The sequence below is a fragment of the Frankia sp. AgB1.9 genome (assembly GCF_016786355.1).
In the GTDB taxonomy this organism is placed as follows: Bacteria; Actinomycetota; Actinomycetes; order Frankiales; family Frankiaceae; genus Pseudofrankia.
The window spans coordinates 28,849-45,504 of sequence record NZ_JADWYX010000039.1; the positions used below are offsets into that span (position 1 = coordinate 28,849).

Below are 16,656 nucleotides of genomic sequence, written 5' to 3' on the forward strand. Positions count from 1 at the left end.
GGGGGGGGGGGGGGGGGCGGGGGGGCGCCCCGGCCCCCCGCCCCCCCCCCCCCCCCCCCCCCCCCCCGTTACTCGCGCCCGCGCACCCACCCGCACCCCGTCAGGGACCCGACGGTTCCCGTCAAGGACATTGGGCGGCCATCACAAGTGTGGGCCGCGAAGGGGCGGGGCCACTACGCTTCTGCCGTGGCACATGAGAGCGGGGCCGTCCCCGCACCGCTTGCCGTCCAGGGCCAGGCGCCCGACCGCAACCTGGCGCTCGAACTGGTCCGAGTCACCGAGGCCGCCGCGCTCGCGGCCGCTCGCTGGGTGGGCCGTGGCGACAAGAACGGGGCGGATGGTGCCGCCGTCGACGCGATGCGCCGCCTGGTCGGCACCGTCTCGATGCGTGGCGTCGTCGTCATCGGGGAGGGCGAGAAGGACGAGGCCCCGATGCTGTTCAACGGCGAGGAGGTCGGCTCGGGCGAGGGTCCCGAGTGCGACGTCGCCGTCGACCCGGTCGACGGGACCACGCTGACGTCCAAGGGCATGAACAACGCCGTCGCGGTGATGGCCGTCAGCGAGCGCGGCACGATGTACGACGCGAGCGTCTGCTTCTACATGGACAAGCTCGTCACCGGCCCCGAGGCCGCCTCCGTCGTGGACATCACGGCCTCGGTCGAGGACAATGTCCGCGCGGTCGCCAAGGCCAAGGGCATTCTCCCGCGCGACGTCACGGTCGTCGTGCTCGACCGTCCGCGCCATGCCGACCTGGTCGACGAGATCCGCGCCACCGGCGCCCGCGTCAAGCTGATCTCCGACGGAGACGTCGCGGGCGCCGTCATGGCCGCCTCCGCAGACACCGGCGTCGATCTCCTGCTCGGTGTCGGCGGCACGCCGGAAGGCATCATCACGGCTTGCGCCGTGACCTGCCTGGGCGGCGTCATCCAGGGCAAGCTGTGGCCGACAGACGACGCCGAGCGGGCGAAGGTCACCGCCGCCGGCCTCGATGTGGACCGGGTGCTGTCCACCCGGGACCTGGTCAACAGCGACAACGTCTTCTTCGTGGCCACGGGCATCACCGACGGTGAACTGCTCGCGGGCGTCCGCTACCGCCCCGGCGGCGCGAGCACGTCCTCGCTGGTCATGCGTTCCCGCAGCGGAACCATCCGCCGGGTCGACAGCCAGCATCAGCTCACCAAGCTGCAGGCCTACTCGACCGTCCCGTTCTAGGAAGCGGCCCGTTCCAGGAAGGCGGTCCTGAGCGAGCACACCGGCTCAGGCCGGGCGCGGTGCGTCGCTCGGGACCGACCACGTTTCGGGTCGTCGCGGTCAGGCTGGACGCCGGTACGACTCCTCGACCGGTGCCGCCTTCTCGGCGAGCCTGCGGCGCAGCTGAGCCCGCCCGTACGCCGCTTCCAGCAGCACGCTTCGGGACAGCGGACGGAACGCCTCGACAAAAATGGTCCGTAGGACGCGCATGCCATCCGAGAACGCGTTGAGGTTCGTGACGCCCATGAGGCGTGGGTGCTCGTAGCTCGGGACCTCGACGATGGTCAGCCCGCCGCGCGCCGCCCGGATGTTGATGAGGGTCTCGACCTCGAAGCCGTCGCCCCACTGTGGTTCCTGGCCCTTCTCGCCGGGGCGGAGGTCCAGCACGGGCAGGCAGTACGACCAGAACGCGTTGTAGCCGTAGCAGAGATCCGTGAACCGGTGCCGCAGCAGAATGTTGACGAGGCCGCTCAGACCGAGGTTGCCGCGGGCCCGCAGCCGGGTGATATCGCTGCTGCCGCCGCCCTTGATGAAGCGGGAGCCCTTCGCGAAGTCGGCGCCGTCCACGAGTGCCTGGACGAAGTCCTTGATCTCACCAGGATCCGCTGAGCCGTCGGCGTCGAGCATGACGATGATGTCGCCGGTCGCGGCGGCGAACCCGGCCGCCAACGCGTTTCCCTTGCCCTTCCTGGTCTGATGCACAACGACGCAGTCCGGACGCAGGGCGCGCGCCACCTCCTCGGTGCCGTCGGTGGAGCGGCCGTCGACCAGGACGATCTCCGCGTCCCTCGGCAGGATGCGGAAAATGTGTGGCACGTTTCGAGCCTCGTTCAGCGTCGGAATGACGATGCTGATCGCCGGCACTGAGCCTGTCGCGGTCAAGTTCCTTCCCCCCTGGACTTTCGCGCGCGACGCCTCTGTCGGGCGAGCCTCATACGTACCGGCCCTGCCCCCGGAAGTCGGAGTTATCTCGTCCTCTCGGCCGGCGGCCTCACGATCACTCACGCCTGAAGCCTGGGTGACTGTGCGACGTAGCCGTAAGCTCGAACGAGGTGGCAGCGTCCGACGTTCTGGTGACAATTCTGGCCCACACCGGCCCCCGCCTCCGGTGCTTCTCTGCTCGCTATTTCCGTGCTGTCGGTTCTGCGTTGTCCGGCCTGTGATGTGAGGCCCGTGTTGTCAGGCCTGACCGCCATCGCGCAGTAACGGTAGCATCCGGCCGCGGTGGCTCATCCGCGGCTGTGAGGGGTGCGATACGGGCCTCGACCCATCGGTGCCGGTTCATTTCGGAGCGCGGTCGGTCGAACGCGGGTCGCGATGGTTGTAGCGGCAACCGGCCATCGGCCATGGTCAGGGATGTGGCCGAAGGCCCAGGTACCGGCGCTGTCCAAGCGGCGGTGCTGCTCTAGCTCGCGCCAGCCGGCTGGAGTTCGCGCAAGGCGGCCAGGCCGCTCGGCGCCATAGCCGTGGAGCGGGGCGCGTCAACCGGCTTGCTTCTCGACAGGAACCTGCTCGCAGGGACGCCGCCGGGCGATGGGCTCCGGCCTGTTCGCGCCGCCGCGGACCCTGCCGGCGACATTTCTGGCGGTCCACGTGCCGGGCACGGCGCTTCTGCCTACGCGCCCGGACGTGTGGCTATGGGGTACTTCGCCGGAAACGTGAGAATTTGCCGCACTCGCACAATCCGCAATCGGTGCCTGCGCGATAGTGCTGATGCGCCTGGAAAACATGGCCGCAGGTACAGGTGCGCAGCCAGGCAGCCAGCCCACTGCGCTTCCCGGACCACAGGCACATAACACGTTGATAACACGGCGCGTGGCCGCGCATCGCCAGGATCGCTCGGACGCGTCGGCTGCACCACTGTGCCGGTCTTGTGGTCAAGCGGCGCCAGGTTCCTGAACGCCCTCGTTACGGCGCCGACCGTCCGTTCCGGCCTGGCCGGCGGTTCAGGTTCGGCCCGCGCGCCGCGCGGCCGTCCGTCTGTCAGTGCGGCGTGTAGTCGTCGCGGTCGCGGCGGGTGCGGCTGGCCAGGGCGCGGGCGCGTTCCCGCCGGGCGACCGTCGCCCGCCGGGCGCGGACGAGGGCGACGACGACGACCAGAAGCTCGGCGATCAGCAGGCTCGGAGCCCGCAGGATCAGCTCCGACCCGATATCGATGGCCTCGGTCCGCAGGCCGCCGCCGCTGCCGGACGCCGGGTGCAGGAAGCCGACGGCGACGGTGATCACCGCGTAGATCAGTGGTGGCATGATCGCCACTCCGACCAGGTCGTCGACGTGAGTGCGCAACGCGCTGGCGACGCAGGCGAGCACGAACAGCACTCCGAAGATCCAGCTGAGGTTGCCGAACACGGCGACGTCCGCGGCCGCGCCCACCGCACTGATGATCAGCACGATCAGCGACGCGCCGAAGGCGGTCAGCCCACGACGGTTCTGGCTGATGACCGTCGTGGGTTGCACGGTGGGACGACGTCGGCCGACGGAGGCTCGGTCGGTTGACCCGCGCGGGCGCTCGGCGCGGCCGCGCGAGCCCGCGGGTTCCCGGTCGGGGAGGCTCACGGGGGCAACGTACCGCTCCGGCTTTAAGAAAACGTCAGAGCGATACGTCGCGGCCGTACCATCCGCCGATCTTGCCGGCGATCCGTGTGACTTCAGGCACTCCGCGAAGCGCTGTCGGCACCAACGGTGTCCGCGCCGCCCGCGACCGTGGCGGCGGGAACCGAGGATACGAGCTCCACCACGGTGGGCTCCGAGGCTCTGGCCGCCGCAGGGGAGTCGGTCGAATCCAGGACGAGGCCGGCCGCCGGCCGGACCTCCGCGTCGATCCGTAGCTCGGGAGCGGTGACCGGGCGGACACCGAGCTCGACCGGCCGTGGACTGGTGAGCTCGTCCTCGACGAACTCCATCGCGGCGAGCCGGCGTGCCTGCACCAGCACTCGGCTCTCCAACGAGCCGACGGTCGCGTTGTAGCTCTCGACCGCTCGCCCGAGCGACGTGCCCAGCCGATCGACGTGCTCGCCGAGGGTCCCGAGCCGGTTGTAGAGCTCCTTGCCCAGGTCGTAGACCTCCTTTGCCCGGGTGGTCAGCGCCTCCTGGGTCCAGGCGTAGGCGACCGTGCGGAGCAGCGCGATCAGGGTGGTCGGGGTGGCGATCACGACGTTGCGCCCAGCCGCGTATTCGAGCAGGCCCGCGTCATGGTCGAGCGCGGGCGCGAGGAAGGCCTCGGCCGGGATGAACAGCACCACGAACTCGGGTGAGTCGAGCCGGCGCCAGTAGGCCTTCGAGCTCAACTGGTCGACATGGGTGCGTACGTGGCGGGCATGCGCGGCGAGCCGCTCGGCGCGTACGGCCTCGTCGGTACTCTCGGCCGCCTCGAGGAACGCGGACAGCGGGACCTTCGAGTCGACGACGATGCTGCGCCCGCCGACCAGGTGGACGACCAGGTCCGGCCGCTGGGTCGCCTCGGCGCCGTCGCCGGTCATCGTCAGCTGCTCGGTGAAGTCACAGCGGTTCAGCATGCCGGCGACCTCGACGACCCGGCGCAGCTGCAGCTCGCCCCAGGCGCCCCTGGCCTGTGGCTTGCGCAGCGCGGTCACGAGCTGCGCCGTCTGGGTGCGCAGCCCGTCGGACGCCTCGCGCACCGAACGAACCTGCTCAACGAGCGTCGCGTAGGCCTCGGTCCGAGCCGTCTCCAGCTCGCGCAGCCGGTCCTCCATCTTGGTCAGCGTGTCCCGCAGCGGCGCGACCAGGCTCTCGACGGCGGCGCGGCGAGCTTCCAGATCACCCTGGGCGCGGGTGCCAGCCTCGTCGAAGCGGGCCGAGGCGAGCTGAAGAAACTGCCGGCTCGCGCCTTCGAGCGCCCGCGCCGACAACGCCTCGAAGGTCTCGGTGAGCCGCCGCTGGCTTTGCTCGACGAGCTCGACCCGCTCGGTGGCCGACCGGCGCTCGTACTCCAGCGCGGTCCGCATCCCGGCCACGTCCGCCGTCGCCTGCTGGCGCGCCGCCTGCCGCCCCACGAGATACCCGCCCGCGGCCCCGATCGCGAGGCAGAGCAACGCAAGCAGCACCCCGATGGCGTCCATGACCACAGGCAATCACGCACCACCGACAAAACTCCCCGCGCCCCGGCGGCAGCCCGCTCGCCCACCCTGCGCTCACCCAGCCCCGATCGCCGTACCCAGACCATGATCGCGGGTCTGGCCCTCGCGTTAGGATTGGCTGCATGGGTCTGTCGATCGGCATCGTCGGGCTGCCCAACGTCGGCAAGTCGACGCTCTTCAACGCGTTGACCCGTAACGACGTGGTGGCCGCCAACTATCCCTTCGCGACGATCGAGCCCAATGTCGGCGTCGTCGGCGTGCCGGACTCGCGTCTAGGCGAGCTGGCCAAGCTGTACGGCGACCCGCGGGTGGTTCCGGCGACGGTGAGCTTCGTCGACATCGCCGGCCTGGTGCGCGGCGCTGCCGAGGGGCAGGGCCTTGGCAACAAGTTCCTCGCCAACATCCGCGAGTCGGACGCGGTGTGCCAGGTGGTCCGGGTGTTCTCCGACCCCGACGTCGTGCACGTGGAAGGCCGGGTGGACCCGGCCGACGACATCGCCACGATCAACACCGAGCTGATCCTCGCCGACCTGCAGACCGTCGACAACCGGCTGCCCCGCCTGGCCAAGGAGGCCAGGATGGACAAGTCCAAGCAGGCGTTGCTGACCGCCGTCGAGGCCGCGCGAGCCGTGCTGGACGCGGGCCGGCCCCTGTCGTCCGAGCCGAAGATCGACCTGCCGGTGCTGCGTGAGCTGTTCCTGCTGACGGCCAAGCCCTTCCTCTACGTCTTCAACGTCGATGAGGACGTCCTGGCCGACGACGCGAAATGCAAGGAGCTGACCGGGCTCGTCGCCCCGGCCGACGCTGTTGTGCTGTGCGCGAAGGTTGAGGCCGAGCTGGCGGAGCTGCCCGAGGAGGACGCGGCGGAGCTTCTTGCCTCGCTCGGCCAGAGCGAGAGCGGCCTCGCGGCATTGGCCAGGATCGGTTTCCACACTCTCGGCCTGCAGACCTATCTCACCGCGGGCCCGAAGGAGGCGCGGGCCTGGACCATCCGGAAGGGCGACACCGCGCCAGAAGCTGCCGGGGTGATCCACACCGATTTCCAGCGCGGCTTCATCAAGGCCGAGATCGTCTCCTTCGACGACCTGATGGCCGCTGGCTCCATGGTGTCGGCCCGCGCCGCCGGCAAGGTCCGGATGGAAGGCAAGGACTACGTCATGGCCGATGGCGACGTCGTCGACTTCCGTTTCAACGTCTGACGCTCTGTCTCTCTGATGCTCGGGCGCTCGGACCCTCTGGGCCGACGGGCCATGCGTCGTGGCGTAATCTTCCGTTACTGCCTGGTTGCCAGGTCCGCGACGCACGCCGGAGGTCGGCCTCTCCAGGGCAGGCTCCCTTGGGCGCGCCCGCGGGCGTTGCCATAACCCGACGCCCGGTCCGGACTGAGTCGGCGCGCGATGGAGCGAGCGGAGGAGGCCGTATGAGCACGGTGAGTGTCGTCGTCTGTAGTCATCTGGTCTCGCGTTTCCCGTTGCTGGTGGCGGCCCTGGACTCGCTCCGCGCACAGACCTGTGGGCCCGTCCAGGTTGTCGTCGTCGTCGACGGTGACGACGATCTGCTGAAGAAGTTGTACGACCGCGATGGTGACGAGCTGATCCTGTCGACCGGCGGCCGGACGGGGCTGTCGAATGCTCGGAACACGGGGCTGCGGGCGGTCACGACAGATCTTGTCGCTTTTCTGGATGATGACGCGACGGCGGAGTCGACCTGGTTGGAGTCGTTGATCGCCGCGGTGGCGGGTTCTCCGGACGTTCTGGGTGTGGGCGGGCGGACGGTACCGGCCTGGGAATCTCGGCAGCCGGAGTGGTTCCCGGATGAGCTGCTGTGGACGGTCGGCTGTAGCCATCGGGGTCTGCCGAGTTTTCGCCAGCCGGTCCGGAACGTGTTCGGCGGTTGCGCGTTGTTCCGGCGTGGTCTTTTCGATGAGGTCGGTGGCTTCGACGACCGCCTGGGCCGTAAGGCGAAGGGCGCGGCCGGGTGCGAGGAGACGGAGTTCTGTATCCGGGCGCAGCGGCTGCATCGGGGCGGCAGGTTTCTGTACGAGCCGGCGGCCGTGATTCATCATCGCGTGCCGCGGGAGCGGAGCTCGGCGTCGTATGTGTTGCGTCGCTGTTGGGAAGAGGGGCGTTCGAAGGCGATTCTTCGAATGATTACCCGCGATGAGGGCGGCCCGGTGCGGGTGGGGCGTCGAGGATCGGCGTTGGGTCCCGAGCAGGACTTCCTGTTGCGGGTCCTGCCGGCCGGTGTGGTCGACGGGCTGAGGCAGGCGGTACACGGCCGGCCCGCCGCGGCTGCTCGGGCGCTCCTGCTCCTGGTGGGCTCGGCCGCCACCGTCGTCAGCTTCGCGGCGGCCGCACTCCAGTCGGCCGGCCGTGGCCGGGCCGCGGCGCCGGCACCGCGACCGGTCGCGGTGCACACCCGCGACCTGTAGAGCTCCGGCGGCCGAGGCCCGGCATCGCGGCGCGCGGAGTCACTCGGGCGCGGAGTCACTCGGTCGCGACGGCGCCTCGGCGGGTGGCGGCCCGGGCGGCCGCGGCGACGGCGGCCTCGAGGGGGCCGCGACGGCGGGTCGCCCGCCAGGCGCTGGCGAGGACGAGGGCCACCACGACCTGCAGGACGTAGGAACGGTTCGGGTCGGCCGGCAGCGCGTCGGTCGCGAGCAGCGCGGCGTGCAGGGTGTACCAGGTCAGCGTCATCGAGCCGACCGCGGCGAGCGGCCAGAGCAGAATCCGGCCCAGCCGGCCGTCGGCGCCGAGGCGGGCCACCAGCAGCGCCAGGCCCAGCAGCGCGATCGCCGTCCCGGTGGTGTGGACCAGGTCCAGTGGCGTGGTCGCGTGTGGTGAGGAGACCGCGAGCCACCACCAGCTCTGGGTCGGCGTGCTCCCATAGAGGCCGGCGGCGAGCAGCCGGGCGGTCTGCGCGGGCGGCATCGGCCCGATCCCCGGCAGCACCGCGTTCGTGGCGAGAATCGCGGACCGCCCGCCGAGCGGCCCGAGCAGGAACCAGGACAGGATCTTCGCCGCCACGGCAGTCGCGGCGCCGCCGGCGAGCAGCCATCCGGCGGTTCGGGCGGACCGCAGGTCGAGCCGGCCGACGAGCATCCCGACGGCCAGGTACCCGACCCACGCCAACGCCGGGTAGTAGCCGGTCAGCAAGAGGGTCAGCGTGAGTCGACCAGGCGTGGTCACCAGCGTGCTGAACGAGGGGTTCGCCGTGATCGGCGCTGGCAGGTGTGGGCGGACGAGCTGGCTCAGCCACGGCTCGCCGGCCAGCGTGACCGCGGCGACAGCGGCCAGGACCCAGCGGGGCGCCCGCAGCAGCGGGAGCACGAGCAGGAAGAACACCGCGTAGTAGACCAGGATCACCGCGAGTGGCGTGCGCGTCTCGCCCAGGACCAGCCCGACCAGCCCGATGCACAGCGCCCGCATCAGCGTCGCGAGATGCGGCCGGGGCGTCCGGGCCGCCACGAGGGCGAGCGCCACCCCGGCGAGCACGGCGAACGCCGCCGCCGACCGTCCGGCCGCGATCCGGAACGCCCAGGTCAGGTGGCCATGGGAGTCGAAGTCGGGCAGCACGTGCGTCGCGGCCATCCCGAGCAGCGCCGCGCCGCGCGCCGCGTCGACGCCGACGATCCGTCCCGGCCGCGGCCGCGTGACCCAGACGACGGCCGGCGAGCCCGGGGAGGGCGAGGCGGCCGCCCGGACAGTGGGGGAGTCCCGCTCCTGAACCTCGGCGCTGGGCGGGCCGTCCGGCGGCGGCGTCCTCGGAAGCGGCAGGACCCCGGGGAAGGGTGGCTCGTCGGATGCCGGCGCCGGGAGCTCCGGCATGTCGGGCATGGCCTCACCCTCTCACCGGCTGACCGCCTGGGACCGGCATGGGCGCCGCGAGGCCATAGGTCCCAGTTCGGGTGGGGTGGCTATACCCAATGGGGCCACGTTCTGGGAAAGTCAAGAGCTATGAATCCCGAGCCGGATGCGGGCCGCGCCGCCGGTGCGGACCCCGCGCTCGGTGGCGGTCTGGTTACCGGCTCCGACGGTAGGGCCGGGGCGGCCGGCGGTCGTTCGGCCAGGCACCCCGGTGGGACCCGCGCCACAGGCTCGGATGAGACCGGCGGCGGCCGGGCCGCGGTCAGCTCGGCCGCGAGCCGGGGCCGGCTCGTGGTGGCGATCGCGCTTCTCGACGACGCCCGGCGCGTGCTGGCCGCCCGGCGCACGTCCCCGCCCGCGTATGCCGGGATGTGGGAGTTCCCCGGCGGCAAGGTGGAGCCGGGCGAGGGCGAGCTGGCCGCGCTGGCGCGGGAGTGCCGCGAGGAGCTCGACGTCGAGATCGAGATCGGCTCGTTCCTCGGCCAGGCCGATCTCGCCAGCCCTGGCTGGCGGCTGCGCGTCTGGTTCGGCCGGATTCTGGCCGGCACGCCGCGCGCGGTCGAGGGCGGCGAGCTGCGCTGGCTGACCGTCGCCGAGCTGGACGACGTCTCCTGGCTACCGGCGGATCTGCCGCTCGTCGAGGCGATGCGCGGCAGGCTGGTCGATCCGGCTCCGCTGACCGCGGGCGACTGACGTCACAACCGGCCCGGCTCGGGTACGTGACCGGTGCCACACGTCCGTCGCCGATCGGGCCTGGCACAGGCCCGCAGGGGCGAGCTGTTGTTGAAATCTCCCCGGCCGGTGGGTGTCCAGACTCTCGCGCCAGGTAAGCCCGTCAGCCGAGTCCGTACGATGGAACGGAAGCCCGAGTCGGTCCTCGTTCTCGATGTCCGAGATCTCGTCATCCGATTTCTCGTCGGTCGAGCCGCCCGGGCTGTCGGCACGCCTGGCTTGGCGCGTAATCGCGCCCCGTCACGTCGGACCCGGGCGTTCCAGCAGTCAAGCCCATCTCGGGGTCGAGCGCCCCCTGTCCGCCCCGGAGCCCGCCACCGTGCCCACCAGCACTGAGCAGACCAGCACCGCTATCGACGCCGTGCCCACCAGCACCGAGCCCGCCACGGGCGAGGTTCGTAGCCGCAACGACCGCCGCAACATCGCGATTATCGCGCACGTCGACCATGGGAAGACAACCCTTGTCGACGCGATGTTGCGCCAGTCCGGTGCCTTCAGCGCCCACGCCAGCGAGGACCTCACCGACCGGGTGATGGACTCCATGGACCTGGAGCGCGAGAAGGGCATCACCATCCTCGCGAAGAACACCGCGGTCCGCTACGGCGACACGACCGTCAACATCATCGACACTCCGGGCCACGCCGACTTCGGCGGCGAGGTCGAGCGCGGCCTCGCGATGGTCGACGGCGTGCTGCTGCTCGTCGACGCGAGCGAGGGCCCGCTGCCGCAGACCCGGTTCGTGCTGCGCAAGGCGCTCGCGGCCCGGCTGCCCGTGATCCTCGTCATCAACAAGGTCGACCGCTCCGACGCCCGGATCGCCGAGGTCGTCGACGAGGCCTACGAGCTCTTCATGGACCTCGACGCGGACGAGGACCAGATCGACTTCCCGATCGCGTACTGCAACGCCAAGCTCGGCCGCGCGTCGATGACCCGCCCCGCCGACGGCGACAGCCCGGACTCGCCGGACCTCAAGCCGTTGTTCGACCTGATGCTGGAGACGATTCCGGCGCCGACGTACATCGAGGGCGCGCCGCTGCAGGCTCTCGTGACCAACCTGGACGCCTCGCCCTACCTCGGCCGGCTCGCGCTGTGCAGGGTGCACAACGGAACGATCCGGCGTGGCCAGCAGGCGGTGCTCTGCAGGGCCGACGGCACCCAGGACCGGGTGAAGATTAGCGAGCTGCTGGTTACCCAGGCGCTGGACCGGGCGCCCGCGGAGTCGGCCGGCCCCGGCGACATCATCGCCATCGCCGGCATCCCGGACATCACCATCGGTGAGACGCTCGCTGACCCCGAGGACCCGCGCCCGCTGCCGGTCATCACCGTCGACGAGCCGTCGATCAGCATGACCATCGGCGTCAACACCGCGCCGCTGGCCGGCAAGTCCGGCAAGAAGCTCACCGCTCGGCTGGTCAAGGCCCGCCTTGAGGCGGAGCTCGTCGGCAACGTGTCGATCAAGATGCTGCCGACCGAGCGGCCGGACACCTGGGAGGTCCAGGGCCGAGGCGAGCTGCAGCTGGCCGTCCTGGTCGAGCTGATGCGCCGGGAGGACTTCGAGCTCACCGTCGGCAAGCCGCAGGTCGTCACCCGCGAGGTCGACGGCAAGCTGCACGAGCCGGTCGAGCGCCTCACGATCGACGCGCCCGAGGAGTTCCTCGGCACGCTGACCCAGCTGCTCGCGGTCCGCAAGGCCCGGGTCGAGCAGATGATCAACCACGGGACCGGCTGGATTCGGCTGGAGTACCTGGTGCCGGCGCGCGGCCTGATCGGGTTCCGCACCGAGTTCCTCACCGAGACCCGCGGCACCGGCCTGCTGCACCACGTCTTCGAGGGCTACGAGCCCTGGTTCGGCGAGCTGCGCACCCGGTCCACCGGCTCGATGGTCGCCGACCGGTCCGGCCCGACCACCGCCTACGCCCTGTTCAACCTGCAGGAGCGCGGCACGATGTTCGTCCCGCCGATGATCGACGTCTACGAGGGCATGATCGTCGGTGAGAACTCCCGGGCCGACGACATGGACGTCAACCCGACCAAGGAGAAGAAGCTCACCAACATGCGCTCCTCGACCGGCGACGAGCTGGTCCGGCTGACCCCGCACCGCCAGCTCACCCTGGAGCAGGCGCTGGAGTTCTGCCGCGAGGACGAATGCGTCGAGGTCACCCCGGCCACGGTCCGGATCCGCAAGGTCGCGCTCCTCGCGGCCGACCGGGAGAAGCTGCGGGCGCGGCGCCGGTTTAGCTGAGTTTCTGGTTCGCTCCGTCCGGGCGGCGCGCTCCGGTCCCTCACTCGCTTCGCTCCTGAGGGACCTCCGCGCGCCGTCCTCCTCCGCTCACGGGCGCTCCGGCGACCTCGCTGCGGCCCGGCCCACTTCGCTTTGCTCGTGGGACGGGCCTCCGCGAGGCGCGCCTCCGCGCCGCGGGGGTTTCTGCCGGATCGCGCGGGCGATCTTGTAGGTTCGCTGCTCCGCTCGCGGGCGCGCAGGACCGGCCACGTTCGCTTCGCTCCGTGGGCGGGCCTGCGCGCCGTTGTGGCCGGGGGGCGGCTTTGCGGGCGCTGACGAGGCACGCCTGCGCGCCGCAGGGGGTCGGCCTTGAGGGTTCTGCGAGGTCGCTGTACCCGGGCCGTGGGCGGGGTGGGTGGGTCGGTACCGTCGGGGGGCGGGTAGAAGTGCGCATCCGGGGGCGGGGGTGCCGCCGGACCGACGAGACGGGTGAGCTGTGCCATCTGCGGACACGACGGTGCTGGTGACGGGGGCGGCCGGGTTCATCGGCTCGCACACCTGCGTCGACCTGTTGACGGCCGGCTACCGGGTCGTCGGGGTCGACAACTTCGCGAACAGCTCGCCGCGTGCCGTCGAGCGCATCCGGGAGGTCGCGGGCGCGGCCGGCGCGAACCTGGAGTTCGTCGAGCTCGACGTCCTCGACGCGGTGGCGCTCGGCAAGCTGCTCGCGGCGACGCCGTTCGAGGCGGTGATCCACTTCGCGGCCCGCAAGGCGGTCGGCGAGTCCGTGGCGATGCCGGTCGAGTACTACGACACGAACCTCAACGCGACGCTGCGGCTTGTCGAGGCGCTGCGCGAGCACGGCCCGCGCAAACTGATCTTCTCCTCGTCCTGCTCGATCCACGGTGACGTCGACGTCCTGCCGATCCGGGAGGACGCGCCGGCCCGCCCGACCAACCCGTACTCGCGCACCAAGTGGATGTGCGAGCAGATCCTCGCGGATGTCTGCGCCGCCCAGCCCGACTGGCACGTGACCGCGCTGCGCTACTTCAACCCGGTCGGCGCCCACCCGTCGGGCCTGCTCGGTGAGGACCCGCGCGGCATCCCGAACAACCTGATGCCCTACCTGCAGCAGGTCGCGGTCGGGCGTCGGGAGTACCTGTCGGTCTTCGGCGAGGACTACCCGACCGCCGACGGCACCGGCGTCCGCGACTACATCCACGTCGTCGACCTCGCCGAGGGCCACCGGGCCGCGCTGGAGCACCTCGATGACGAGGCCGGCTACCGCGTCGTCAACCTCGGCACCGGCGTCGGCACGTCGGTCCGCCAGCTGCTGACGGCGTTCGGCGCCGCCTGCGGCCGCGAGCTTCCGTACCGGGTGGTCGCGCGGCGCGACGGGGACGTCGCCGCCCTCTACGCCGATCCGTCGTACGCGGCCGAGACGCTCGACTGGCGGGCCAGCAGAGGACTGGACGAGATGTGCCGCGACGCCTGGGAGTTCCAGCGGCTCAACCCGGGCGGTTACGACGGGGCGTCAGCGTGACAGCCGCCGAGCCGTCCGCCCCCGCCGAGTCGACTCCGGCTGCGGCGCGCCGGGTGATGTTCGTGCACGCCCACCCGGACGACGAGATCATCGCGACCGGGATCTCCATCGCCCACTACGCGGCCACGCCCGACACCCACGTCACGCTGGTCACCTGCACGCTCGGTGAGCTCGGCGAGGTACTCGTCCCCGAGCTGGAGCACCTGCGCAGCGACCTCGGCGACCAGCTCGGCGGCTACCGGATGTCCGAGCTGGCGGCCGCCTGCGCCGCCCTGGGCCTCGACGACCAGCGCTATCTCGGCGGCCCGGCCCGGTTCCGGGACAGCGGCATGATGGGCACCCCCGGCAACGACGACCCGCGCTGCTTCTGGCAGGCCGACCTCACCGAGGCGACCGCCGAACTCGTCCGGATCGTCCGCGACGTCCGGCCGCACGTGCTGGTCAGCTACGACTCCAACGGCGCCTACGGCCACCCGGACCACATCCGCGCGCACCAGATCACGGTCGCGGCGTTCACCGCCGCCGCCGACCCGGACTTCGCGACCGACGCGGGCAAACCCTGGGCACCGTCGAAGCTGTACGAGACGGCGCTGCCGAAGTCGTTCGTCCAGCGCGCCGTCGAGCGGTTCTCCGACGTCGAGGGAACTCCGTTCCATGGTGCGACCAGCGCCGACGACGTGCCGATGGGCGTGCCCGACGAGGTCATCACGACCCGGATCGAGGCGCCCGAGTACCTGGACGCCAAGCTCGCGGCGCTGCGGGCGCACCGCACCCAGATCGCCGTCGACGGGTTCTTCTTCGCCCTGGCCGACGGGGTCGGCCAGCCGGCGTTCACCGTCGACCACTATGTCCTGACCCGAGGCGAGGCCGTCCCCACGGCCGGGCCGGACGGCACCGCGTACGAGACGGACTTCTTCGCCGGCCTCGATCTCTGACGTTGCGGCAGCGGCCCGCTGTCACATCACGGGCGGAGCCCGATGGTGTGATCCGGTCGGGGCCACCTCGGCCAGTCGCCCGAGGGCCGGAACCCGGTGCGGCGCCTGAGCTGCCGACCGGCGAACCGCCATGCCACGGCGCCTGGCGGGCCGGTCCGGCGGCTGGCTACTGTCGAGGTATGCCTCGCCCCAGCACAGGCCCGCGCTCGCCCGCACCCGGCGGGCCGGACGCGGGCGCCACTGGCGCGCGACCGGAGGACTCGATCGCCGCCCGGGTGACGGGGCTCGGCTCGACCGAGCGGCTGCCGGCCAACCCGCCGCGGCTCTTTCTCGCCGCGGCCTACGCTCTCGGGCTCGGGCTCGGGTTCGTGCTCGGCCTGTACGGGGTCGTCTGGGTGCCGGAGGGGCTGCGGCTGGGGGGCGCCTTCCTGTCCGCCGGCCTGCTGCTCGCGCTGGTCGGCAACACCGCCGTCGCGCTGCTGGTGCGCTGGCTGACCGGGACCCGCCTGGGCGCCCTCGTCGTGCTGATCGGCTGGGCCCCGGTCGTCCTCGCGCTCGGCTCGTCCCGGCCGGAGGGGGACCTGATGCTGCGGGCCACCACCACCGGCTACCTGTTCCTCGCCCTCGGCGCGCTCGCCCCGGTGACCGTGGCCGTCGTCGGGACCGCCAGGCGCGGCCTGACGGCGTTCACGCTGCCTCCGCCTGGGTCGTCCAGGTAGTTCGGGGACGGCGCTCGGCGCTGGCACCAGGAGCGGCCGTGACGGGCCCCAGATCCACGCTGGCGGCGCCCAAGCCCCTGCTGGGCACTCGCCCAATAAGGGCGCTAGTTGAGCCGGGAGCGGGCCGCGCGGGCGGCGGCACGGGCCGCCGCGGCCGCCGTCGGCTCGGCAGCGTCCACCGCGTCGGCGAAGTTGGCGAGGTCGCGGGCGCCGCCGAGGTAGTCGCCCCGGCGGATGCGCAGCTCGCCGCGCTCGCGGCGCAGGCTCGCGGGATGGTGCGGGAGCAGCAGGGACAGCTCGACCGCCCACAGCCTGGTCGACGTCGAGTCTGCCCGGGCGGCCAGCACGCGGATGTTGCCCAGCACCCGGGCGAGCAGGTCCTCCCGGTTCATCGGGGCCAGCTGGGCCCGGCTGAACGGGACGCCGGCCGCCCGTACCCGGGCTGCCGCGTCGTGGACGGTGATCCGCCGCCCGCCCGCGAACGGATCGACCAGCACGTTCTCGCGCGGGGTCCCGATCGCCACAACCATGTGGCCCGGTAGCCCGACCGGGTAGGCCGGCACCCCCAGCCGGGCGGCCACCTCCAGCCAGATGACCGAAAGCAGGATCGGCAGGCCGTGCCGTCGGCGCAGCACCTCCGGCAGCAGCGACGAGCGCAGGTCGTCGTAGTCGCCCTGCAGGCCCGAGTAGCCGCCGCGCAGCCCGAGCGACTCGTGGAGCGCCTCGGCGGCGTCCAGCGGCTCCGACGTCGCCATCGTGTCCCCGGCCTGGCCGCCGGCCGCGCGGGCTCGGGAGACCTTGGCGGCGAGGACCGGCCGGGCCTCGTCGGTCAGCCGGTCCAGCGCCCCGGGGACGTCGGCGGTCTCGGCCTCCGGGTCGGCCTCGGCGGCGATCAGCTGGCAGGCGAGGGCGAGGTCGATCGGAGTCCTTCTGACGACATCGGTGAAGCGGGCTCGGCTGCGGGCGCTCATCGACGGACCTCCTGACCCCTGTCCTCCGGGTCCGGCGGGTCGGGCTCCGGCCGGCGCCGGTCAGGTCGCGGTGGGACGACCTTGGCAGCGACGAGATCGGCCTCCGCGACCCTGGTGACCTCGCCATTCGCGTCGACGACCGTGAGCACCCCGGCTGTCCAGGACTGGAGGGTTCCGATAACGTCCGTCAGCGGCACCGGCCCCGCGATGCGGCGCCGGATCACGACCCGCGCGCCGATGTCGGCCAGAGTGATGCGGACGACATACACGACCAGCGAACGCCCTTGCTGTCGACACGGAACGGTCGAGGTCGATACTAAG

At 71.8% G+C, this 16,656-nt stretch carries 14 protein-coding genes; 8 read left to right on the forward strand and 6 right to left on the reverse strand.

Features of this window, described 5'->3' with window-relative positions; translation table 11 throughout:
- The first annotated feature begins 186 nt into the window (after positions 1-186).
- Positions 187-1,212: a class II fructose-bisphosphatase gene (gene glpX / locus I6A60_RS17485; protein ID WP_203016179.1), complete on the forward strand. Its 1,026-nt coding sequence runs from the start codon at positions 187-189 to the stop codon at positions 1,210-1,212.
- Positions 1,213-1,311: 99 nt separating this feature from the next.
- On the opposite strand, the gene I6A60_RS17490 is transcribed toward glpX, so the two are convergent.
- The 3 genes from I6A60_RS17490 to rmuC all read right to left on the reverse strand — a co-directional run bounded on the left by I6A60_RS17490 (position 1,312) and on the right by rmuC (position 5,330).
- Positions 1,312-2,133: a glycosyltransferase family 2 protein gene (locus I6A60_RS17490; protein ID WP_203016176.1), complete on the reverse strand. Its 822-nt coding sequence runs from the start codon at positions 2,131-2,133 to the stop codon at positions 1,312-1,314.
- 1,101 nt (positions 2,134-3,234) lie between these two features.
- The gene (locus I6A60_RS17495) at positions 3,235-3,708 is read right to left on the reverse strand and encodes a DUF6542 domain-containing protein (RefSeq protein WP_203016174.1); all 474 of its coding nucleotides are present in this window, start codon (positions 3,706-3,708) and stop codon (positions 3,235-3,237) included.
- A 191-nt stretch (positions 3,709-3,899) separates the two neighbouring features.
- On the reverse strand, positions 3,900-5,330 hold the full coding sequence (rmuC, locus tag I6A60_RS17500) for a DNA recombination protein RmuC (protein ID WP_203016172.1): 1,431 nt from the start codon (positions 5,328-5,330) through the stop codon (positions 3,900-3,902).
- Positions 5,331-5,470: 140 nt separating this feature from the next.
- Here rmuC and ychF point away from each other — a divergent pair, with 140 nt between their 5' ends.
- Together ychF and I6A60_RS17510 are read left to right on the forward strand one after the other, a co-directional pair.
- Positions 5,471-6,547, forward strand: coding sequence for a redox-regulated ATPase YchF (gene ychF / locus I6A60_RS17505; protein WP_203016167.1), 1,077 nt, complete (start codon positions 5,471-5,473; stop codon positions 6,545-6,547).
- A 221-nt stretch (positions 6,548-6,768) separates the two neighbouring features.
- Positions 6,769-7,779, forward strand: coding sequence for a glycosyltransferase family 2 protein (locus I6A60_RS17510; protein ID WP_203016160.1), 1,011 nt, complete (start codon positions 6,769-6,771; stop codon positions 7,777-7,779).
- Between the two features lie 55 nt (positions 7,780-7,834).
- Here the strand turns inward: I6A60_RS17510 and I6A60_RS17515 are convergent, their stop codons facing one another.
- Complete coding sequence (locus I6A60_RS17515) at positions 7,835-9,184, reverse strand: heparan-alpha-glucosaminide N-acetyltransferase domain-containing protein (RefSeq protein WP_203016158.1); 1,350 nt, start codon at positions 9,182-9,184, stop codon at positions 7,835-7,837.
- A gap of 321 nt (positions 9,185-9,505) precedes the next feature.
- Between I6A60_RS17515 and I6A60_RS17520 the strand changes: the two genes are divergently transcribed.
- The 5 genes from I6A60_RS17520 to I6A60_RS17540 all read left to right on the forward strand — a co-directional run bounded on the left by I6A60_RS17520 (position 9,506) and on the right by I6A60_RS17540 (position 15,364).
- Complete coding sequence (locus I6A60_RS17520; RefSeq protein ID WP_203016202.1) at positions 9,506-9,907, forward strand: (deoxy)nucleoside triphosphate pyrophosphohydrolase; 402 nt, start codon at positions 9,506-9,508, stop codon at positions 9,905-9,907.
- A 400-nt stretch (positions 9,908-10,307) separates the two neighbouring features.
- Positions 10,308-12,188, forward strand: coding sequence for a translational GTPase TypA (typA, locus tag I6A60_RS17525; RefSeq protein WP_203016201.1), 1,881 nt, complete (start codon positions 10,308-10,310; stop codon positions 12,186-12,188).
- Positions 12,189-12,684: 496 nt separating this feature from the next.
- Positions 12,685-13,710, forward strand: coding sequence for a UDP-glucose 4-epimerase GalE (gene galE / locus I6A60_RS17530; RefSeq protein ID WP_203023220.1), 1,026 nt, complete (start codon positions 12,685-12,687; stop codon positions 13,708-13,710).
- Between the two features lie 56 nt (positions 13,711-13,766).
- Entirely contained in the window at positions 13,767-14,645 is an 879-nt protein-coding gene (gene mshB, locus I6A60_RS17535; RefSeq protein ID WP_203023219.1) for an N-acetyl-1-D-myo-inositol-2-amino-2-deoxy-alpha-D-glucopyranoside deacetylase, read from the forward strand.
- Positions 14,646-14,824: 179 nt separating this feature from the next.
- Positions 14,825-15,364, forward strand: coding sequence for a DUF6113 family protein (locus I6A60_RS17540; RefSeq protein ID WP_203023212.1), 540 nt, complete (start codon positions 14,825-14,827; stop codon positions 15,362-15,364).
- 104 nt (positions 15,365-15,468) lie between these two features.
- Here the strand turns inward: I6A60_RS17540 and I6A60_RS17545 are convergent, their stop codons facing one another.
- Both I6A60_RS17545 and I6A60_RS17550 read right to left on the reverse strand, forming a co-directional pair.
- Entirely contained in the window at positions 15,469-16,335 is an 867-nt protein-coding gene (locus tag I6A60_RS17545; protein WP_203023211.1) for a transglutaminase-like domain-containing protein, read from the reverse strand.
- Positions 16,332-16,604: a ferrous iron transport protein A gene (locus I6A60_RS17550; protein ID WP_203023210.1), complete on the reverse strand. Its 273-nt coding sequence runs from the start codon at positions 16,602-16,604 to the stop codon at positions 16,332-16,334. Before I6A60_RS17550 ends, I6A60_RS17545 begins: the two co-directional genes overlap by 4 nt.
- Between the last annotated feature and the right edge of the window lie 52 nt (positions 16,605-16,656).